Origin of the sequence: Streptomyces sp. NPDC050704 (assembly GCF_040654355.1) — a bacterium.
Taxonomy (GTDB): domain Bacteria; phylum Actinomycetota; class Actinomycetes; order Streptomycetales; family Streptomycetaceae; genus Streptomyces.
This window is the reverse complement of record NZ_JBFAHW010000026.1, coordinates 72,818-92,037: the sequence shown is the minus strand read 5'-3', so window position 1 is coordinate 92,037 and position 19,220 is coordinate 72,818. Positions and strand designations below refer to the sequence as shown.

The 19,220-nt window shown below is 69.8% G+C and carries 17 protein-coding genes; 9 read left to right on the top strand and 8 right to left on the bottom strand.

Annotation, left to right across the window (positions count from 1 at the left end):
• Nucleotides 1-3: 3 nt before the first annotated feature.
• From AB0I18_RS17900 to AB0I18_RS17885, 4 genes are all read right to left on the bottom strand, one after another.
• Complete coding sequence (locus AB0I18_RS17900; protein ID WP_363106439.1) at nucleotides 4-324, bottom strand: non-heme iron oxygenase ferredoxin subunit; 321 nt, start codon at nucleotides 322-324, stop codon at nucleotides 4-6.
• Entirely contained in the window at nucleotides 324-1,505 is a 1,182-nt protein-coding gene (gene sufD / locus AB0I18_RS17895) for a Fe-S cluster assembly protein SufD (RefSeq protein ID WP_363106438.1), read from the bottom strand. Before sufD ends, AB0I18_RS17900 begins: the two co-directional genes overlap by 1 nt.
• A gap of 88 nt (nucleotides 1,506-1,593) precedes the next feature.
• Nucleotides 1,594-3,015 carry a Fe-S cluster assembly protein SufB gene (gene sufB / locus AB0I18_RS17890; RefSeq protein WP_363106437.1) on the bottom strand — a complete coding sequence of 474 codons (1,422 nt, stop codon included), beginning with the start codon at nucleotides 3,013-3,015 and terminating at the stop codon, nucleotides 1,594-1,596.
• The gene (locus AB0I18_RS17885; protein WP_363106436.1) at nucleotides 3,012-3,752 is read right to left on the bottom strand and encodes a metalloregulator ArsR/SmtB family transcription factor; all 741 of its coding nucleotides are present in this window, start codon (nucleotides 3,750-3,752) and stop codon (nucleotides 3,012-3,014) included. Before AB0I18_RS17885 ends, sufB begins: the two co-directional genes overlap by 4 nt.
• Nucleotides 3,753-3,912: 160 nt before the next feature.
• Here AB0I18_RS17885 and AB0I18_RS17880 point away from each other — a divergent pair, with 160 nt between their 5' ends.
• From AB0I18_RS17880 to AB0I18_RS17865, 4 genes are all read left to right on the top strand, one after another.
• Nucleotides 3,913-4,752, top strand: a complete 840-nt coding sequence (locus AB0I18_RS17880) for an AAC(3) family N-acetyltransferase (protein ID WP_363106435.1) — start codon at nucleotides 3,913-3,915, stop codon at nucleotides 4,750-4,752.
• Between the two features lie 68 nt (nucleotides 4,753-4,820).
• On the top strand, nucleotides 4,821-5,744 hold the full coding sequence (locus AB0I18_RS17875) for an ABC transporter ATP-binding protein (protein WP_363106434.1): 924 nt from the start codon (nucleotides 4,821-4,823) through the stop codon (nucleotides 5,742-5,744).
• On the top strand, nucleotides 5,741-6,511 hold the full coding sequence (locus AB0I18_RS17870) for an ABC transporter permease (protein ID WP_363106433.1): 771 nt from the start codon (nucleotides 5,741-5,743) through the stop codon (nucleotides 6,509-6,511). Before AB0I18_RS17875 ends, AB0I18_RS17870 begins: the two co-directional genes overlap by 4 nt.
• 54 nt (nucleotides 6,512-6,565) lie before the next feature.
• Entirely contained in the window at nucleotides 6,566-7,573 is a 1,008-nt protein-coding gene (locus AB0I18_RS17865) for a COX15/CtaA family protein (RefSeq protein WP_363106432.1), read from the top strand.
• Between the two features lie 4 nt (nucleotides 7,574-7,577).
• Here the strand turns inward: AB0I18_RS17865 and AB0I18_RS17860 are convergent, their stop codons facing one another.
• From AB0I18_RS17860 to AB0I18_RS17850, 3 genes are all read right to left on the bottom strand, one after another.
• On the bottom strand, nucleotides 7,578-8,684 hold the full coding sequence (locus AB0I18_RS17860) for an amidohydrolase family protein (protein ID WP_363106431.1): 1,107 nt from the start codon (nucleotides 8,682-8,684) through the stop codon (nucleotides 7,578-7,580).
• 165 nt (nucleotides 8,685-8,849) lie between these two features.
• A complete protein-coding gene (locus AB0I18_RS17855) occupies nucleotides 8,850-9,200 on the bottom strand; it encodes a hypothetical protein (protein WP_363106430.1) in 351 nt (116 codons plus the stop codon).
• A gap of 161 nt (nucleotides 9,201-9,361) precedes the next feature.
• Complete coding sequence (locus tag AB0I18_RS17850; RefSeq protein ID WP_363106468.1) at nucleotides 9,362-10,327, bottom strand: heme o synthase; 966 nt, start codon at nucleotides 10,325-10,327, stop codon at nucleotides 9,362-9,364.
• Between the two features lie 354 nt (nucleotides 10,328-10,681).
• Between AB0I18_RS17850 and tkt the strand changes: the two genes are divergently transcribed.
• From tkt to pgl, 5 genes are read left to right on the top strand one after another with little or no spacing between them, the layout of a single operon-like run.
• Nucleotides 10,682-12,769, top strand: coding sequence for a transketolase (gene tkt / locus AB0I18_RS17845; RefSeq protein ID WP_363106429.1), 2,088 nt, complete (start codon nucleotides 10,682-10,684; stop codon nucleotides 12,767-12,769).
• A gap of 34 nt (nucleotides 12,770-12,803) precedes the next feature.
• Entirely contained in the window at nucleotides 12,804-13,922 is a 1,119-nt protein-coding gene (gene tal, locus AB0I18_RS17840; protein ID WP_363106428.1) for a transaldolase, read from the top strand.
• Nucleotide 13,923: 1 nt separating this feature from the next.
• The gene (zwf, locus tag AB0I18_RS17835; RefSeq protein ID WP_363106467.1) at nucleotides 13,924-15,450 is read left to right on the top strand and encodes a glucose-6-phosphate dehydrogenase; all 1,527 of its coding nucleotides are present in this window, start codon (nucleotides 13,924-13,926) and stop codon (nucleotides 15,448-15,450) included.
• A complete protein-coding gene (gene opcA, locus AB0I18_RS17830; protein ID WP_363106427.1) occupies nucleotides 15,447-16,538 on the top strand; it encodes a glucose-6-phosphate dehydrogenase assembly protein OpcA in 1,092 nt (363 codons plus the stop codon). Before zwf ends, opcA begins: the two co-directional genes overlap by 4 nt.
• A complete protein-coding gene (gene pgl, locus AB0I18_RS17825) occupies nucleotides 16,535-17,317 on the top strand; it encodes a 6-phosphogluconolactonase (protein ID WP_363106426.1) in 783 nt (260 codons plus the stop codon). Before opcA ends, pgl begins: the two co-directional genes overlap by 4 nt.
• Before the next feature lie 79 nt (nucleotides 17,318-17,396).
• On the opposite strand, the gene pgi is transcribed toward pgl, so the two are convergent.
• On the bottom strand, nucleotides 17,397-19,052 hold the full coding sequence (gene pgi / locus AB0I18_RS17820) for a glucose-6-phosphate isomerase (protein ID WP_363106425.1): 1,656 nt from the start codon (nucleotides 19,050-19,052) through the stop codon (nucleotides 17,397-17,399).
• Nucleotides 19,053-19,220: the final 168 nt, after the last annotated feature.

Sequence of the window (19,220 nt, the reverse complement as noted above, 5' to 3'; positions counted from 1 at the left end):
GCCTCAGGACTCCTGGGAAAGGGAGACGAGCACATCGTCCCCTTCGATCTTTACGGGATATACGGGGACGGGGCGCGTCGCGGGAAGGCCGGACGGCTTGCCGGTGCGCAGGTCGAAGCTGGAGCCGTGCAGCCAGCACTCGATCTGGCAGTCCTCCACCTCGCCCTCGGAGAGCGAGACGTTCGCGTGCGAGCAGATGTCGTGGATCGCGAACACCTCGCCCTCGGTCTGCACGACCGAGACCGGCGTGCCGTCGAGTTCCACCCGCTTCGGGGTGTCATCCTCCAGCTCGCTCAGCCCACAGGCGCGTACGAAGGCAGCCATCAGACCGACGCCTCCAGCTCCTCGTCGATCTTCACGAGAAGGCGCTCTTCGATGTCGTCGACACCGATCTGCTGGACCAGCTCGGCGAAGAAGCCGCGGACCACCAGACGGCGGGCCTCGTCGGCGGGGATGCCGCGGGCCATCAGGTAGAAGAGCTGCTCGTCGTCGAAGCGGCCGGTCGCCGAGGCGTGGCCGGCACCGACGATCTCGCCGGTCTCGATCTCCAGGTTCGGCACCGAGTCGACACGGGCGCCGTCGGTCAGAACCAGGTTCCGGTTCATCTCGTAGGTGTCCGTGCCCTCGGCCGTGGCCTCGATGAGGACGTCGCCGATCCACACCGCGTGGGCGTTGTCGCCCTGGAGCGCGCCCTTGTAGGCGACGTTCGACTTGCAGTGCGGGGTGTTGTGGTCGACCAGGAGTCGATGCTCCTGGTGCTGTCCTGCGTCCGTGAAGTACAGGCCGAACAGCTCGGCCTCGCCGCCGGTGCCTGCGTAGGCGACCCGCGGGTGGAGGCGTACGAGGTCGCCGCCGAAGGTGACGACGAACGACTTGAAGGTGGCGTCGCGGCCGATCAGCGCGTTGTGCTGGGCCACGTGCACGGCCTTGTCGTCCCAGTCCTGGATGGACACGACGGTCAGCTTGGCGCCGTCGCCCAGGATGTAGTCGACGTTGGCGGCGAGCACGGCGTCACCGGTGTGGTCGAGGACGACGACGGCCTCGGCGAAGGCTCCCAGCTCGATGACCTGGTGGCCGTACGAGACCCCGCCCTCGCCGTGCACGGCGATGCGGATCGGCTCGGTGAGCACCGTCTCCTTGGGGACGGTGACGACACCGGCCTTCTCGAACGCCGAGTACGCCTGGGCGGCGACGCGGTCCACCGGGGTGCCGGCCTTGCCGAGCCGGGCGTCGTCACGGCCGACGGCCTCGACGACGACGCCCTCGGGCGCGTCGATGTCGACCTTCAGGCCGTCGCCGGTGGCGACCGCGGTGCCGTCGTGCAGCCCGCGCAGTCGCTCCAGCGGCGTGAACCGCCACTCCTCCTCGCGGCCGTGCGGGACCGGGAAGTCCGCCACGTCGAAGGAGGGCGGCGCGCTCATGCGCGTGGCGACGGTCGACTCGGCGGCCACCGCGATCTGGCCCGCGGTGGTGGACCCCACGGGGATGTTCTGAGCCTCAGCCATGGCTGTCGGTCTGCTCTCTTTCCTGCGTCAGTTGCGATCCTCGGCCCGCCCGGAGGGGCGGGCCGTCAGCTGCCGGACGGGCGGCGGGTCAGCCGACCGCGCCTTCCATCTGCAGCTCGATCAGCCGGTTGAGCTCAAGGGCGTACTCCATGGGCAGCTCCTTCGCGATGGGCTCGACGAAGCCGCGCACGATCATCGCCATCGCCTCGAACTCCGTCAGACCACGGCTCATCAGGTAGAAGAGCTGGTCGTCGGAGACCTTGGAGACGGTCGCCTCGTGGCCCATGGACACGTCGTCCTCGCGGACGTCCACGTAGGGGTACGTGTCGGAGCGGGAGATGGTGTCGACGAGCAGCGCGTCGCAGAGCACGTTGGACTTCGAGCCGTGCGCGCCCTCGCCGATCTCCACCAGACCGCGGTAGGAGGTACGGCCGCCACCGCGGGCGACGGACTTCGACACGATGTTGGACGAGGTGTTCGGCGCCATGTGGACCATCTTGGAGCCGGCGTCCTGGTGCTGGCCCTCGCCGGCGAAGGCGATGGACAGGGTCTCGCCCTTGGCGTGCTCGCCCATCAGGTAGACGGCCGGGTACTTCATGGTGACCTTGGAGCCGATGTTGCCGTCGATCCACTCCATGGTCGCGCCCTCGTACGCCACGGCGCGCTTGGTGACCAGGTTGTAGACGTTGTTCGACCAGTTCTGGATGGTCGTGTAACGGCAGCGGGCGCCCTTCTTGACGATGATCTCGACCACCGCGGAGTGCAGGGAGTCCGACTTGTAGATCGGCGCGGTGCAGCCCTCGACGTAGTGGACGTAGGCGTCCTCGTCGACGATGATCAGCGTCCGCTCGAACTGGCCCATGTTCTCCGTGTTGATACGGAAGTAGGCCTGGAGCGGGATCTCGACGTGCACGCCCTTCGGCACGTAGATGAAGGAGCCGCCGGACCACACCGCGGTGTTCAGCGACGCGAACTTGTTGTCGCCGACCGGGATGACGGTCCCGAAGTACTCCTTGAAGAGCTCCGGGTGCTCCTTCAGGGCCGTGTCGGTGTCCAGGAAGATGACGCCCTGCTCCTCCAGGTCCTCACGGATCTGGTGGTAGACGACCTCGGACTCGTACTGGGCCGCGACACCGGCGACGAGGCGCTGCTTCTCCGCCTCGGGGATGCCGAGCCTGTCGTACGTGTTCTTGATGTCCTCGGGCAGATCCTCCCAGGACTCCGCCTGCTTCTCCGTGGAGCGCACGAAGTACTTGATGTTGTCGAAGTCGATGCCCGAGAGGTCCGAGCCCCAGTTGGGCATGGGCTTCTTCTCGAAGAGCCGCAGGCCCTTGAGACGGAGCTTGGTCATCCACTCCGGCTCGCTCTTCTTCCCGGAGATGTCCCGGACGACGTCCTCGTCGATGCCGCGCTTGGCAGAGGCACCGGCCTTGTCGGAGTCGGCCCAGCCGTATTCGTACGTACCCAGGCCCTCGAGTTCGGGGTGAGCAGTCTCCGTGGGGAGAGTCATGCGGGGTTCCTCCCGGCCGTGCTTGCAGATGCGTTATCGGTATTGATATCGGTGTGGGTCTTGTGACTCGCCTTGGGGATGAACGTCGTGCAGACGCCGTCGCCGTGGGCGATGGTCGCCAGTCGCTGCACATGGGTGCCGAGCAACTGGGAGAAGATCTCAGTCTCCGCCTCGCACAGCTGCGGAAACTGCTCGGCGACATGAGCGACCGGGCAGTGGTGCTGGCAGAGCTGCTCGCCGACCGGTGCGCTGCGCGCCGTAGCAGCGTACCCGTCCGCGCTCAGGGCCTTGGCCAGCGCTTCCGCGCGCTTGTCGGGGGCGGCGGCCTCGACGGCCTTGCGGTACGCCCCGGCCTGTGCGGCCATCCGGGCGCGGGCGAAGGCCACGACGGCCTCGTCCCCGCCCTCGCGCTCCGCGATCCAGCGCAGGGCGTCGGCGGCGAGCTTGTCGTAGGACTGGTCGAAGGCGTCCCGGCCGCAGTCGGTCAGGGCGAACACCTTGGCGGGCCGACCGCGTGTACGGGCGCCGTAGACCCGCTGCTCGCGGGCCTCCACGACGTCGTCGGAGACGAGTGCGTCGAGGTGGCGGCGCACGGCGGCCTGGGTGAGTCCCAGCCGTCCGGCGAGGTCGGCCACGGTCGACGGTCCGTGGTCCAGGATGGAGCGCGCGACGCGGTTGCGCGTGGAGCGCTCACCGGTCGCGAGTTCCTCCTGCGGAGCCTCGCCAACGTTTTTCACAACACCATTGTTGCGTAATTCCTCAGAGTCTGACAACCCGCGTCCACGGCGACGACGGTGCCGTGCATCACTTAGGCAAACCTAAGCTGACCTGGGAGAACGATCTTTGATCGATCAATTCGGTGGCGCGGTGCCACCTTCTCCAGGAGACTGCCCAACCATGCCGACACCCCCTCCGACCGGCCCTCTCGTCACGCGCGACACCCTCGCCGCGGACCTGAGCGCCGTGGGCGTACGCCCCGGCGAGACCCTCCTCGTGCACTCCTCACTCAGCTCACTCGGCTGGGTCAACGGCGGCGTGGTCGCCGTCGTCCAAGGAGTGCTCGACGCCCTCGGTCCGGACGGCACACTCGTGGTTCCGACCCAGTCCGGCGCCCTCTCCGACCCGGCGCTGTGGAGCAATCCGCCGGTGCCCGAGGAGTGGTGGGAGACGATCCGCGCCACGATGCCGGCGTACGACCCGCTCATCACCCCCACTCGCGGGGTGGGCGTGGTCCCGGAGACCGTACGCACCTGGCCGGGCGCTCTGCGCAGCGCGCATCCGCAGACCTCGTTCGCGGCGCTCGGACCGCGCGCGGCGGAGATCACCGAAGGGCATGCCCCGGACTGCCGGCTGGGCGAGCACAGCCCGCTGGCCCGCCTGGAGGAGCTCGGCGCCCGGGTGCTGCTGCTCGGCGCGGGCTACGACTCCTGCACCAGCTTCCACCTGGCCGAGTACCGGATTCCGTCGCCGCGGGTCGAGGTGGGACGGCCGGTCCGCACCCCGGAGGGCCCGCGCTGGGAGGTCGTGACGGAGGTGTCGATCAGTGCGGAGCGGTTCGACGAACTGGGCGCCGACTTCGAGCGGGACCGCCCTGTCGTACGGGGCAGGGCGGGCGCGGCCGACGTACGTCTGTTCCCGGTGGCCGAGGCGGTGGCGTACGCGCAGCGGTGGCTGGCACTGCACCGCCCGCGCGAGGAGTGGATCACGGACGACACCCCCACCGTGCGCCGCTCGTGACGCGACCCGCCCTCGGGAGCCGGCCCGGTCGTCCCTAGACTTGGCGCTCATGCGAAGTGAGGCCGCCCATGCGAAGTGAGCCCGTCGTCCGGGTGCGGAACCTGGTGAAGCGGTACCGGACGAAAACCGCGGTGGACGGCCTCGATCTGGAGGCCGGGGCAGGCATCACCGCCGTGCTCGGCCCCAACGGGGCGGGCAAGACGACCACGGTCGAGACCTGCGAGGGGTACCGCAGGCCGGACTCCGGCACGGTCCGGGTGCTGGGCCTTGACCCGGTGCGCGAGGCTTCCGCGCTGCGTCCCCGCATCGGCGTGATGCTCCAGTCCGGCGGTGTCTACTCCGGCGCCCGCGCCGACGAGATGCTCCGCCACGTGGCCAAGCTGCACGCGCACCCGCTGGACGTGGACACCCTGATCGAGCGCCTGGGCCTCGGCGGCTGCGGCCGTACGACGTACCGGCGGCTGTCCGGCGGCCAGCAGCAGCGGCTCGCGCTGGCGATGGCCGTGGTCGGCCGCCCGGAGCTGGTCTTCCTGGACGAGCCGACGGCGGGCCTCGACCCGCAGGCCCGCCGGGCCACCTGGGATCTCGTACGCGATCTCCGTGCGGACGGTGTCTCGGTCATCCTGACCACGCACTACATGGACGAGGCCGAGCAGCTCGCCGACGACGTGGCGATCCTCGACGCGGGCCGGGTCATCGCCCAGGGCACCCCCGAGGAGCTGTGCCGCGGCGGCGCCGAGAACACCCTGCGCTTCAGCGGCCGCCCGGGCCTCGACGTGGCCTCGCTCCTCAAGGCCCTCCCGGCGGACTGCACGGCGGTCGAACTGACGCCGGGCTCCTACCGGGTCGGCGGCAAGATCGACCCGCAGCTGCTCGCGACCGTCACCACCTGGTGCGCCCAGCACGGAGTGATGCCGGAGAAGATCTCGGTGGAGCGGCACACCCTGGAGGACGTCTTCTTGGAGCTCACCGGTAAGGAGCTGCGCGGATGACCGCGACCGGCACGTTCACGCCGAAGCCGGGGGCGGCCCCGCTGCCCCGCATGATCGCGGCGCAGGCGGCCCTTGAGACGAAGATGCTGCTCCGCAACGGAGAGCAGCTCCTCCTCACGGTCGTCATCCCGACGCTGCTGCTGGTGCTGTTCAGCGCGGTGGACGTCGTCGACACGGGCGAGGGGAAGGCGGTCGACTTCCTGGCCCCGGGCATCCTCGCGCTCGCCGTGATGTCGACGGCGTTCACCGGCCAGGCGATCGCGACGGGCTTCGAGCGGCGCTACGGCGTGCTGAAGCGGCTCGCCGCCTCGCCGCTGCCGCGCTGGGGCCTGATGACGGCCAAGACCCTCTCCGTCCTGGTCACCGAGGTCCTCCAGGTGGTCCTCGTGACGGTGATCGCCTTCGCGCTGGGCTGGTCGCCGCAGGGCAACCCCTTCGCCGTACTGCTGCTCCTGGTCCTGGGCACGGCGGCGTTCTCGGGCCTCGGCCTGCTGATGGCGGGCACGCTGAAGGCGGAGGCCACGCTGGCCGCCGCGAACCTGGTCTTCCTGCTGCTCCTGGTCGGCGGCGGCGTCATCGTCCCCCTCGACAAGTTCCCGTCCGGCGCCCAGGACGTGCTGGGCCTGCTGCCCATCTCAGCGCTCTCGGACGGCCTGCGGGACGTGCTCCAGCACGGGGCCGGGATGCCGTGGGGCAACCTCGGAATCCTCGCCGTATGGGCGGTCGTGGGCCTGGCAGCCGCCGGGAAGTTCTTCCGCTGGGAGTGAGCGGAAGCATCGTGCCGGGACCCTCGTGAAAGCGTGCACAAGCGGCCCCCTACGATGGAACCCGTGCCGAACGTGACCCGAGCGGACGCCGCTCAAGCCGTGCGCAACCCGCTGGCCTTCATCGCCGAACGCTGGACCCCGTCACCGCGGACGGTCCGGCGCGCCGCCCTCGCCGCCCTCGTCATGGCGGTGCTGATCGTGGTCACCGGTGGTGCCGTCCGGCTGACCGGCTCGGGCCTCGGCTGCCCGACCTGGCCCAAGTGCACCGACGACTCGCTCACCACCACGAGCGCGATGGGTGTGCACGGAGTCATCGAGTTCGGCAACCGCATGCTGACGTACGTCCTGTCCGCCGCGGTCGGCTGGGCGATCATCGCCGCCCGTTCGGAGAAGCCGCGGCGGCGCAGCGTCACGCGGCTCGGCTGGGCCCAGTTCTGGATCGTCATGAGCAACGCGGTCCTCGGGGGCATCGTCGTCCTGGTGGGCCTCAACCCGTATACGGTCGCCGCCCACTTCCTCCTCTCCACCGCCCTGATCGCCGTCGCCACGGTGATGTGGCAGCGCACCCGCGAGGGCGACGGGGAGCCGCGTCCACTGGTCGGCAAGTCGGTGCAACAGCTCGTGTGGTTCCTGGTCTCGGTCACCCTCCTGCTGATCGCGGTGGGCACGGTCGTCACCGGCGCGGGCCCGCACGCCGGTGACTCGAGCGAGGTCGAGCGCATCCCGCTGAACTGGGAGAACGTCACCAAGCTGCATGCCGTGCTGGCCTGGATCGTGGTGACGCTGGCCTTCGCCCTCTGGTTCGTCCTGAAGGCCGTCGACGCCCCCAAGGCCCCGCTGCACCGCACCCGCGACCTCTTCCTGGTGCTCCTCGGCCAGGGCGTCATCGGCTACGTCCAGTACTTCACCGACCTCCCGGAGGTCCTGGTCGGCCTCCACATGTTCGGCTCCTGCCTGGTGTGGATCGCGACCCTCCGCGTCCTGCTGGCAATGCGGGAACGACCGGACGCCACGCCGGACCTGCCGGGCCAGTCGACGGAGTCGGCGCTCACCCGCGCCTGAGTCGTCACCCCACCCCGTAAACCCGTCGCGCGTTCCCCGCCGCGATCAGCCCCGCCACCCGCTGCGCGTCGACCAGCGACCAGGCGCCCTCGGCCACCCAGGTGCCGAGCACCCGGGCGAGCGCGTCGCGGAAGAGACGTGCTCCGACCACATGGAGTTCGGGCAGACCCTGTGCCCCGCTGGAGAAGAGGAGCTTGCCGAAGGGGGCGAGTTCCAGGATCTCGGAGAGTACGGCGGAGGCGCGGGCGCCGGTGCGGACGAGGGCGGCGCCCAGGTCGGCGTACACATGCGGGAAGACCCCGGCGAGATGCGCCGCGTGCCGGTGGTACGGGTAGCCGTGCAGCAGTACGAGGTCGGTGCCGAGGCCGGCCGTGGCCCGGGCGAAGTCGGTGAGCAGGACGGGGTCGGTGCGGTCGATGCGCAGGCCGGGCTCGCCCAGTCCGGCGTGCAGCTGGAGCGGCAGGCCGGAGGCGACCGCGATCCACAGCAGGTGTCTGAGCACGACCGGATCGCTCAGCGTCCCGCCCACCCGGCGGCTCGCCAGCCAGCGCCCCGCCGCACCCCGCACCTCGCCCGGTCCCGGCGGCTCCGGTGCGAGTGCCAGACCGTGCCGGATGCCCGCCATCGAGGTGAAGGCCACGGCGTTCGCGGCCGCCCCGTGCACCGACTCTGCGAGGTTGGCGAGAAACGACTCGACGGTTCCGGAGGTGTCGGCGACCTGTTCGGCGAGCAGCTCCAGGCGGACGATCTCGTGGGCGTCGGCGGCGCCGGAGGAGGCCATCTCGCCGGGCCCTGTCAGGTCGCCCGGCAGGCCCGTGTCGACCAGATAGGTCGTGATCCCGGTCCCCCGCAGCAGCCTGCGCCCCGACTCCAGGACACCGAGTTCGCGGCGTCGCGCGAGATAGCGGGCGGGCGGGCAGTGCGGCTCCAGACCGAGGAGCGGCGGACACCAGCGGCGTACGGCGAAACCGGTCTGGGTGTCGAAGAAGGTGGTGCCGGCGGCGGGCGGGCCCTCCCCACGGGCCAGGTGGGCCTCGAAGGTGCCGAGGCCCAGCTCCGTCCGCAGCACGCCGTGACAGTACTGGTCCACCAGTGACGGCGTTTCGATCATCCGGACTCCCCCACGGGTGGGCCCTGCCATTTACAGGGCTTAACGGGTGAGGTGGGTCTCGGGTGTTGGGGCGGGGTGGTGCAGGTTGTTATGAAGCTGCGGGTCCGTTTGGGCTGGTCGCGCAGTTCCCCGCGCCCCTAAAGGGGCCCGGCAGCTGAGGCTGGTTCAGCTGTTGCTGGGGCCGCCCAGTTGGATGCCTGCCATGCGCTGCCACTCGTACGGGCCGGTCTTGACCTTGGCTGCGAATTCGCCGTCGAAGTCCTCGTGGACGGTGATGCCGGACTTCGTCACCGCCTGTTCGGCGATCGTGTGGGTCGGGGCCACGAGGTCGCCCCAGGTGCCGTCCTCGGCGACGAGGACGATCCGGGCGCCCTTCTGTCCGAGGTACGCGATCTGCCCCTCGGCGCCGCCGTGGGCCTGGGCGAAGGCGGAGATCTGCTTCGCGAGCTTCGCCACACGGCGCTCGACCTTGGCGTCCTGCTTGGCGCCCTCGTCAACCTGCTGGGTATCTGCCATGCCCAGATGCTACCGACGGGTAGATCACCTGACGACGCCCGCCCCGAGTGGCCTTGCCCACGCACCCCGCCCCGTAAGGGGCGCGGGGAACTGCGCGACCAGCCACAACGCACCCGCAGCCGACGACGCACCCCGACCGCCCCCTCAGGCGTCAGCGAAGGTCAGCGCAAGAAGGGGTCCACCGCCACTGCCACGAACAGCAGCGAGACGTAGGTGATCGACCAGTGGAAGAGCCGCATCTCCTTCAGCTTGGCGCCCACGGCGCCGTCCTTCGCCCGGTTCTGCAGGCCGTGCGCCTCCCAGAGCCAGAAGCCACCGCTCACCAGGGCGACCACCGTGTAGAACCAGCCGGTGTAACCGAGCGGGGTCAGCAGCAGGGAGACAGCGACCATCGCCCAGCTGTAGAGGACGATCTGCCGCGCGACGACCCGGTTGGAGGCGATGACGGGAAGCATCGGCACGCCCACGCGCGCGTAGTCCTCCCTCACCTTCATGGAGAGCGGCCAGTAGTGCGGCGGCGTCCAGAAGAACATGACCATGAAGAGGATGATCGGGGCCCACGACATGGAGTTGGTGACCGAGGACCATCCGATGAGGACCGGTAGACAGCCGGCGATGCCGCCCCACACGATGTTCTGCGAGGTACGCCGCTTGAGGATCATCGTGTAGACGATGACGTAGAAGAGCAGCGCTCCCAGCGACAGCCAGGCGGACAGCCAGTTGACGGTCAGGCCGAACAGCAGGGTGGAGACCACGGCGAGCGTGATGCCGAAGGCGAGGCACTCCCGTGGGCTGACCATGCCGGTGACCAGCGGACGCTGCGACGTACGGTCCATCAGCGCGTCGATGTCACGGTCGATGTACATGTTCAGGGCGTTGGCGCCGCCCGCGGAGAGGAAACCCCCGAGGCAGGTCAGGAGCACCAGCTTCAGATCCGGCACACCCTGCTGCGCCAGGAACATCACCGGAACCGTGGTGATGAGCAGCAGTTCGATGATTCGCGGCTTGGTGAGAGCGACGAACGCCATGACCCGGGCCCTGAACGGCCGGTGGTTCGTGCCCCGCTTCGTACCCCGGCTCCCCGTGAGCACTCCCGCAGGACGGGATTCAACGGCCGTCACGCACACCCCTGACAGAGACATCCCAGCAAGCCCCGAGTGTGAACACCCGGTAAAGGCTCGCGCGTACCACGCCACTGTAGACGTTGCCCAGACCCCGGCCTTCGCGGGGGTCGGGTCGTGTTGAAAGGCCCCCGCGAAGGACGGAACGGCAGGGCATTGAGTAGTCGGATGAGCGGCTCCGTATTCATCTGCCGAATGCGGAACGCGCCGGTCGGGAGGCGGAACGGGGAGAGTCCCGGCAGTCTGGAATGACTCGAAAAACTGCGCGTTCCCACGGGGGTAGGCTCGACAGCGGCCGGTGGGCGCCACGTGCACCGGCATTCGACATGTTGACCATGTGGAGAGGAGCCCTGACCCAGGGTGAGCACCAAGCCGACCACAACAGACCTCGAGTGGACCGAACTGGACCAGCGGGCTGTCGACACCGCCCGCATCCTGGCCGCCGATGCCGTACAGAAGGTCGGCAACGGCCATCCGGGTACGGCGATGAGCCTGGCCCCCGCCGCGTACACCCTCTTCCAGAAGGTGATGCGGCACGACCCGGCGGACCCGGACTGGACCGGCCGCGACCGGTTCGTGCTGTCCGCGGGCCACTCGTCCCTGACCCTCTACACCCAGCTGTACCTGGCCGGCTTCGGCCTGCGGCTGGACGACCTGAAGGCCTTCAGGACGTGGGGTTCGAAGACCCCCGGTCACCCCGAGTACGGCCACACTACGGGCGTCGAGACGACGACAGGACCGCTGGGCCAGGGCGTGGCCAACGCGGTGGGCATGGCGATGGCCGCCCGCTACGAGCGCGGCCTGTTCGACCCGGAGGCCGCCCCCGGCACCTCCCCGTTCGACCACCACATCTTCGCGATCGCCGGTGACGGCTGCCTCCAGGAGGGCATCTCCGCCGAGGCGTCCTCCATGGCCGGGCACCAGAAGCTGGGCAACCTGGTCCTGCTGTGGGACGACAACCACATCTCGATCGAGGGCGACACCGAGACCGCCGTCTCCGAAGACACGGTGAAGCGGTACGAGGCGTACGGCTGGCATGTGCAGCGGGTGGCCCCCAAGGCGGACGGCGACCTGGACCCGGCCGCCCTGTACGCGGCGATCGAGGCCGCCAAGGCCGTGACGGACAGGCCGTCGTTCATCGCGATGCGCTCGATCATCGCCTGGCCGGCGCCGAACGCGCAGAACACCGAGGCCGCGCACGGCTCGGCGCTCGGCGCGGACGAGGTCGCCGCCACCAAGCGGGTCCTCGGTTTCGACCCGGAGCAGTCCTTCGAGGTCGCCGACGAGGTCCTCGCGCACACCCGCGGGCTGGGTGAGCGCGGCCGTCAGGCCAAGGCCGAGTGGGAGAAGTCGTTCCAGGAGTGGCGCAACGGGCAGCCGGAGCGGGCGGCCGAGTTCGACCGCATCGCCGCCGGCGAGCTGCCGGCCGGCTGGGAGGAGAAGCTCCCCGTCTTCGAGGCGGGCAAGGGAGTGGCCACCCGGGCCGCGTCCGGCAAGGTCCTCCAGGCGCTGGGTGCGGTCATCCCGGAGCTGTGGGGCGGCTCGGCCGACCTCGCCGGGTCGAACAACACCACGATCGACAAGACGTCGTCGTTCCTGCCGGCCGACAACCCGCTGCCGGAGGCGAACCCCTACGGGCGCACCCTGCACTTCGGTATCCGTGAGCACTCGATGGCCGCGGAGATGAACGGCATCGCGCTGCACGGCAACACCCGTATCTACGGCGGCACCTTCCTGGTGTTCTCCGACTACATGCGCAACGCGGTCCGGCTGTCGGCGCTGATGCACCTGCCGGTCACCTATGTCTGGACGCACGACTCGATCGGTCTGGGCGAGGACGGCCCCACGCACCAGCCCGTCGAGCACCTCGCCTCGCTGCGCGCCATCCCCGGTCTCAACGTCGTCCGTCCCGCGGACGCCAACGAGACGACGATCGCCTGGCGCGAGATCCTGCGCCGCTACACCAAGGTGTTCGGCAAGGGCGCCCCGCACGGCCTGGCGCTCACCCGGCAGGGCGTGCCGACGTACGAGCTCAACGAGGACGCCGCCAAGGGCGGTTACGTGCTCTTCGAGGCCGAGGGCGGCACGCCCGAGGTCGTCCTCATCGCGACCGGTTCCGAGGTGCACGTGGCCGTGGAGGCGCGCGAGCAGCTCCAGGCCGCGGGCACGCCGACGCGGGTGGTCTCCATGCCGTCCGTGGAGTGGTTCGAGGAGCAGGACCAGGGGTACCGGGACTCGGTGCTGCCGCCGTTCGTCAAGGCGCGTGTCGCGGTCGAGGCCGGCATCGGTCTGACCTGGCACCGGTACGTCGGGGACGCGGGCCGCATCGTTTCCCTGGAGCACTTCGGCGCTTCGGCCGACGGCAAGGTGCTCTTCCAGGAGTTCGGCTTCACTGCCGAGAACGTCGCCTCCGCCGCCCGGGAATCGATCGCCGCAGCCCAGCGCTGACGCTGACATACGACACGTAGGAGATGCATTTTCCATGACAGACGCACTCAAGCGCCTCTCCGAGGAAGGCGTCGCGATCTGGCTGGACGACCTGTCGCGCAAGCGGATCACGTCCGGCAACCTCGCCGAACTGATCGACCAGCAGCACGTCGTGGGCGTCACCACCAACCCCTCCATCTTCCAGAAGGCCATCAGCGGCGGCGACGGCTACGAGCAGCAGCTCACCGACCTCGCCGCCCGCAAGGTCACCGTCGAAGAGGCCGTCCGCATGATCACGACGGCGGACGTCCGTGACGCCGCCGACATCCTGCGGCCGGTCTTCGACGCCACCCAGGGCCAGGACGGCCGGGTGTCCATCGAGGTCGACCCGCGCCTGGCGCACAACACCAAGGCGACCGTCGCCGAGGCCAAGCAGCTGGCCTGGCTGGTGGACCGTCCCAACACGCTCATCAAGATCCCGGCGACCAAGGCGGGCCTGCCCGCGATCACCGAGACGATCGGCCGGGGCATCAGCGTCAACGTCACGCTGATCTTCTCGTTGGAGCGCTACCGCGAGGTGATGGACGCGTACCTGGCCGGTCTCGAGAAGGCCAAGGCCGCCGGTATCGACCTCTCCACCATCCACTCGGTGGCCTCCTTCTTCGTGTCCCGCGTGGACACCGAGATCGACAAGCGGATCGACGCGCTGGGCACCGACGAGGCCAAGGCCGCCCGCGGCAAGGCCGGTCTGGCCAACGCCCGGCTCGCCTACCAGGCGTACGAGGAGGTCTTCTCCTCCGACCGCTGGGCCGCCCTGGACCGGGCGCAGGCCAACAAGCAGCGTCCGCTGTGGGCCTCCACCGGCGTCAAGGACCCGGCCTACAAGGACACCCTGTACGTCGACGACCTGGTCGCGCCGAACACGGTGAACACCATGCCCGAGGCGACCCTCCAGGCCGCCGAGGACCACGGACAGATCACCGGCAACACCATCGCCGGCACCTACGAGCAGGCCCGCGCCGAGCTCGACGCCGTCGAGAAGCTCGGCATCGCGTACAACGACGTCGTCCAGCTCCTGGAGGACGAGGGCGTCGAGAAGTTCGCGTCGTCCTGGAACGACCTGCTCAAGTCGACCGAGGCGGAGCTCAAGCGCCTCGCCCCTTCGGAGGGCTGAAATCTTGTCAAGCAGCAATCCGCTGCGTGACCCGGCGGACCGACGGCTCCCGCGTATCGCGGGGCCGTCGGGCCTCGTCATCTTCGGGGTCACGGGCGATTTGTCCCGTAAAAAGCTGATGCCTGCTGTTTACGACCTCGCCAACCGCGGTCTGCTGCCACCGGGCTTCTCGCTCGTGGGCTTCGCCCGCCGCGAGTGGGCGAACGAGGACTTCGCCCAGGAGGTCCACGACGCCGTCAAGGAGCACGCCCGTACGCCCTTCCGCGAGGAGGTCTGGCAGCAGCTCATCCAGGGGATGCGCTTCGTCCAGGGCACCTTCGACGACGACGACGCGTTCGAGCGGCTGCGCGAGACGATCGGCGAGCTGGACAAGGCACAGGGCACGGGCGGCAACTTCGCCTTCTACCTCTCCGTACCGCCGTCCGCCTTCCCGGTGGTCATCCAGCAGCTGAAGAAGCACGGCCTGGCCGACCAGTCGAGCGGTTCCTGGCGGCGCGCGGTCATCGAGAAGCCGTTCGGCCACGACCTCAAGTCGGCCGAGGAGCTCAACGCGACGGTCGAGGAGGTCTTCAACCCGGACCAGGTCTTCCGTATCGACCACTACCTGGGCAAGGAGACGGTCCAGAACATCCTGGCGCTGCGCTTCGCCAACCAGATGTTCGAGCCGATCTGGAACCGGTCGTTCGTGGACCACGTGCAGATCACGATGGCCGAGGACATCGGCATCGGCGGCCGCGCCGGCTACTACGACGGCATCGGCGCCGCCCGCGACGTCATCCAGAACCACCTGCTCCAGCTGATGGCCCTCACGGCCATGGAGGAGCCCGCCTCCTTCGACGCGGACGCGCTCGCCGCCGAGAAGACCAAGGTGCTCGGCGCGGTGAAGCTGCCGAAGGACCTGGGCAGCAGCACGGTCCGCGGGCAGTACGCGGAAGGCTGGCAGGGCGGCGAGCGGGCCGTCGGCTACCTCCAGGAAGACGGCATCGACCCCAAGTCGAAGACCGACACGTACGCGGCTATCAAGCTGGAGGTGGACAACCGCCGCTGGGCGGGCGTCCCCTTCTATCTCCGTACGGGCAAGCGCCTGGGCCGCCGCGTCACCGAGATCGCCGTGGTCTTCCAGCGCGCCCCGCACTCCCCCTTCGACCACACGGCGACGGAGGAGCTGGGCCAGAACGCGATCGTCATCCGCGTCCAGCCCGACGAGGGCATCACGGTCCGCTTCGGCTCCAAGGTGCCCGGCACCTCCATGGAGATCCGGGACGTCTCGATGGACTTCGCGTACGGCGAGTCGTTCACCGAGTCCAGCCCCGAGGCGTACGAGCGGCTGATCCTCGACGTGCTGCTCGGCGACTCGAACCTCTTCCCGCGCACCGAGGAGGTCGAGCTGTCCTGGGAGATCCTCGACCCGATCGAGGAGTACTGGGACAGGCACGGCAAGCCCGCGCAGTACCCGTCCGGAACGTGGGGGCCCGTCGAGGCGGACGAAATGCTCAAGCGAGACGGACGGAGCTGGCGTCGCCCATGAAGATAGACCTCACGGACACCACGGCCAGCAAGATCAACAAGGCGCTCGTGCAGGGCCGCCGGGCCATCGGCACACCCGCCGTCGGCATGGTCCTCACCCTCGTCATCGTCACCGACGAGGAGAACGCCTACGACGCGCTGAAGGCGGCCAACGAGGCGTCCCGCGAGCACCCTTCGCGCACCCTCGTGGTCGTCAAGCGCGTCTCCCGCTCACCCCGCGACCGCACGCAGTCGCGCCTCGACGCCGAGGTACGGGTGGGTGTGGACGCGGGCACCGGCGAGACGGTCATCCTGCGGCTCTACGGCGAGGTCGTCAACCACGCCCAGTCGGTCGTCCTGCCGCTGCTGCTGCCGGACGCGCCGGTGGTGGTCTGGTGGTCGGTGGACGCTCCGCGCGACCCGGCCAACGACCCGCTGGGCGCGCTGGGCCAGCGGCGTGTCACCGACAGCTTCGCGGCGGAGAAGCCCGTCGACGAACTGCGGGCCCGCGTCGAGAGCTACGAGCCGGGCGACACCGACCTGGCCTGGGCGCGGATCACCCCGTGGCGCTCGATGCTGGCCGCCGCCCTCGACCAGATCAGCTGCGAGGTCATCTCCGCCGAAGTGGCGGGCGAGGAGTTCAACCCGAGCGTCGAGCTGCTCGCCATGTGGCTCGCCGACCGGCTCCATGTGCACGTCCGGCGCGCGATCTCCGCCGGTCCCGGCCTGACCCAGGTACGGATGGAGACGACCGGCGGCCCCATCACGCTGCACCGGTCGGACGGCGCGATGGCCACGCTGGCCCTGCCGGGCCAGCCGGACCGCGCGGTGGCGCTCAAACGCCGCGAGACGTCCGAGCTGCTCGCGGAGGAGCTGCGCAGGCTCGATCCGGACGACACGTACGCGTCCGCCCTGCGGTTCGGCGTGGACCGTCTTGGCGGGTCGCAGTCCGCGTCACAGCGGGCCGAGACGCCCCCTCGGGTCATGGCACCCCTTCCGGTCCGGACGGTGCCGGACGCCCCGACGGGCTCCGCCGCGTCGGGCGACGGCGACACCGGCCGGCCCACTCCGGCGCAGATGCCCCCGGTCAAGAAGGCAGACCCCCAGTGAGCACTCCCCAGCTGGTCGTCCACCACGACAAGGAGCTGATGGCGCAGGCCGCCGCGGCCCGGCTGATCACGAAGATCGTGGACGCGCAGGCCTCGCGCGGTTACGCCTCGGTCGTCCTGACCGGTGGCCGCAACGGCAACGGCCTGCTCGCCGCGCTCGCGGCCGCGCCCGCCCGGGACGCCGTCGACTGGGCCCACCTCGACCTGTGGTGGGGCGACGAGCGGTTCCTGCCCGAGGGCGACCCGGAGCGCAATGTCACCCAGGCCCGCGAGGCGCTCCTCGACTCGGTGCCGCTGGACCCGAAGCGCGTGCACGCCATGCCCGCGTCGGACGGCCCGTACGGCAAGGACGCTGACGCGGCGGCGGCGGCCTACGCGGCCGAACTCGCCGAGGCGGCCGGTCCGGAGAACCATGGCCCGGTCCCGTCCTTCGACGTGCTGATGCTGGGCGTCGGCCCCGACACCCACGTGGCGTCGCTCTTCCCGGAGCTGCCGGCGGTCCGCGAGACGGAGCGGACGGTGGTGGGTGTGCACGGCGCGCCGAAGCCGCCGCCGACCAGGGTCACCCTGACCCTGCCCGCGATCCGGGCGGCCCGTGAGGTGTGGCTGCTCGCGGCGGGCGAGGACAAGGCACAGGCCGCGGCCATCGCCCTGTCGGGCGCGGGCGAGATCCAGGCCCCGGCCGCCGGTGCGCACGGCCGGTCGCGCACCCTGTGGCTGCTGGACGCGGCGGCGGCCTCCCAGCTGCCGCGCTCCCTGTATCCACCGGCTTCGCCGTAACGAGCCCTGCTCCGAAGGCAGTTGATGCCGGGTCCCGCGAAACTGCGGGACCCGGCATTTCCGTCAAGGAGCCGTACGGCTACCGGCGGCCGCGCAGCTCCCGGTACTTGGTCACCAGCGCCTTCGTCGACTCGTCGAGGCCCGGCACCTCCGCACCCTCGGTCAGCGCGGGCTCGACGCGCTTGGCGAGCACCTTGCCGAGCTCGACGCCCCACTGGTCGAAGGAGTCGATGTTCCAGATCGCGCCCTGCACGAACACCTTGTGCTCGTAGAGGGCGACGAGCTGACCGAGCACCGACGGGGTGAGCTCGCGCGCGAGGATCGTGGTCGTCGGGTGGTTGCCCTTGAACGTCTTGTGCGGCACCAGTTCCTCGGGCACGCCCTCCGCCCGCACCTCGTCCGGCGTCTTGCCGAAGGCCAGCGCCTGCGTCTGCGCGAAGAAGTTGGCCATCAGCAGATCGTGCTGCGCCTTGAGCCCGTCGCTGAGCTCGGCGACCGGCTCGGCGAAACCGATGAAGTCCGCCGGGATCAGCTTCGTGCCCTGGTGGATGAGCTGGTAGTACGCGTGCTGCCCGTTGGTGCCCGGCGTGCCCCACACGACAGGCCCGGTCTCCCACTCCACGGGAACGCCGTCGCGGCCGACGTACTTGCCGTTGGACTCCATGTCCAACTGCTGCAGGTACGCGGTGAACTTGCTCAGGTAGTGCGAGTACGGCAGCACCGCGTGCGCCTGCGCGTCATGGAAGTTGCCGTACCAGACGCCCAGCAGGCCAAGGAGCAGCGGCACGTTGGACTCGGCGGGTGCGGTCCTGAAGTGCTCGTCGACGAGATGGAACCCGTCCAGCATCTCCCGGAAGCGGTCCGGGCCGATCGCGATCATCAGCGACAGGCCGATCGCCGAGTCGTACGAGTAGCGCCCGCCGACCCAGTCCCAGAACTCGAACATGTTGGCCGTGTCGATCCCGAAGTCCGCGACCTTCCCGGCGTTCGTCGACAGCGCCACGAAGTGCTTGGCGACGGCCTCCGGGCCGGCCTTCAGCCCGGTCAGCAGCCAGTCGCGGGCCGAGGTCGCGTTGGTGATCGTCTCGATGGTGGTGAAGGTCTTCGAGGCGATGATGAACAGTGTCTCGGCGGGGTCCAGGTCCCGGACGGCCTCGTGCAGGTCGGCCCCGTCCACGTTCGACACGAAGCGGACCGTCAGCTCGCGGTCGGTGAAGGACCGCAGCACCTCGTACGCCATCGCCGGGCCGAGGTCGGAACCGCCGATGCCGACGTTGACCACGTTCCTGATGCGCTTGCCGGTGTGCCCTGCCCACGCGCCGGAGCGAACCCGCTCGGCGAAGCCGGCCATCTTGTCGAGCACGGCATGCACGGCCGGCACGACGTTCTCGCCGCCGACCTCGATTACGGCGTCGCGCGGGGCGCGCAGCGCGGTGTGCAGGACCGCGCGGTCCTCGGTGGTGTTGATCCGCTCGCCCCGGAACATGGCGTCCCGCAGCCCGAACACGTCCGTGGCGGCGGCCAGCTCGCGCAGCAGCCGCAGCGTCTCGTCGGTGACCAGGTGCTTGGAGTAGTCGACGTGCAGCTCGCCGACCTGAAGCGTGTATCCGGCGCCGCGTCCGAGGTCCCCGGCGAACAGCTCGCGCAACCCCGCCTCGCCGAGTTCCTCCCGGTGCTTGGCCAGAGCGGTCCACTCGGGCGTCTGGTTGAGCCTGATACGGCTGTCTGCGTTCATCTCGGGCTTCCGCCTCTTTCCTGCCTGCGCTGCTACCTGCCTGCCCCACTACCGGTCCCAACCTAATTGATCAGGACGTGCGAAAGCAGCGCGGTCGGAACAGCCACCACTGACAATCGGCCTTGTGGTGTGCGTCCGGAGCGTACGGAGCATTGCGTCCGAGCCGGA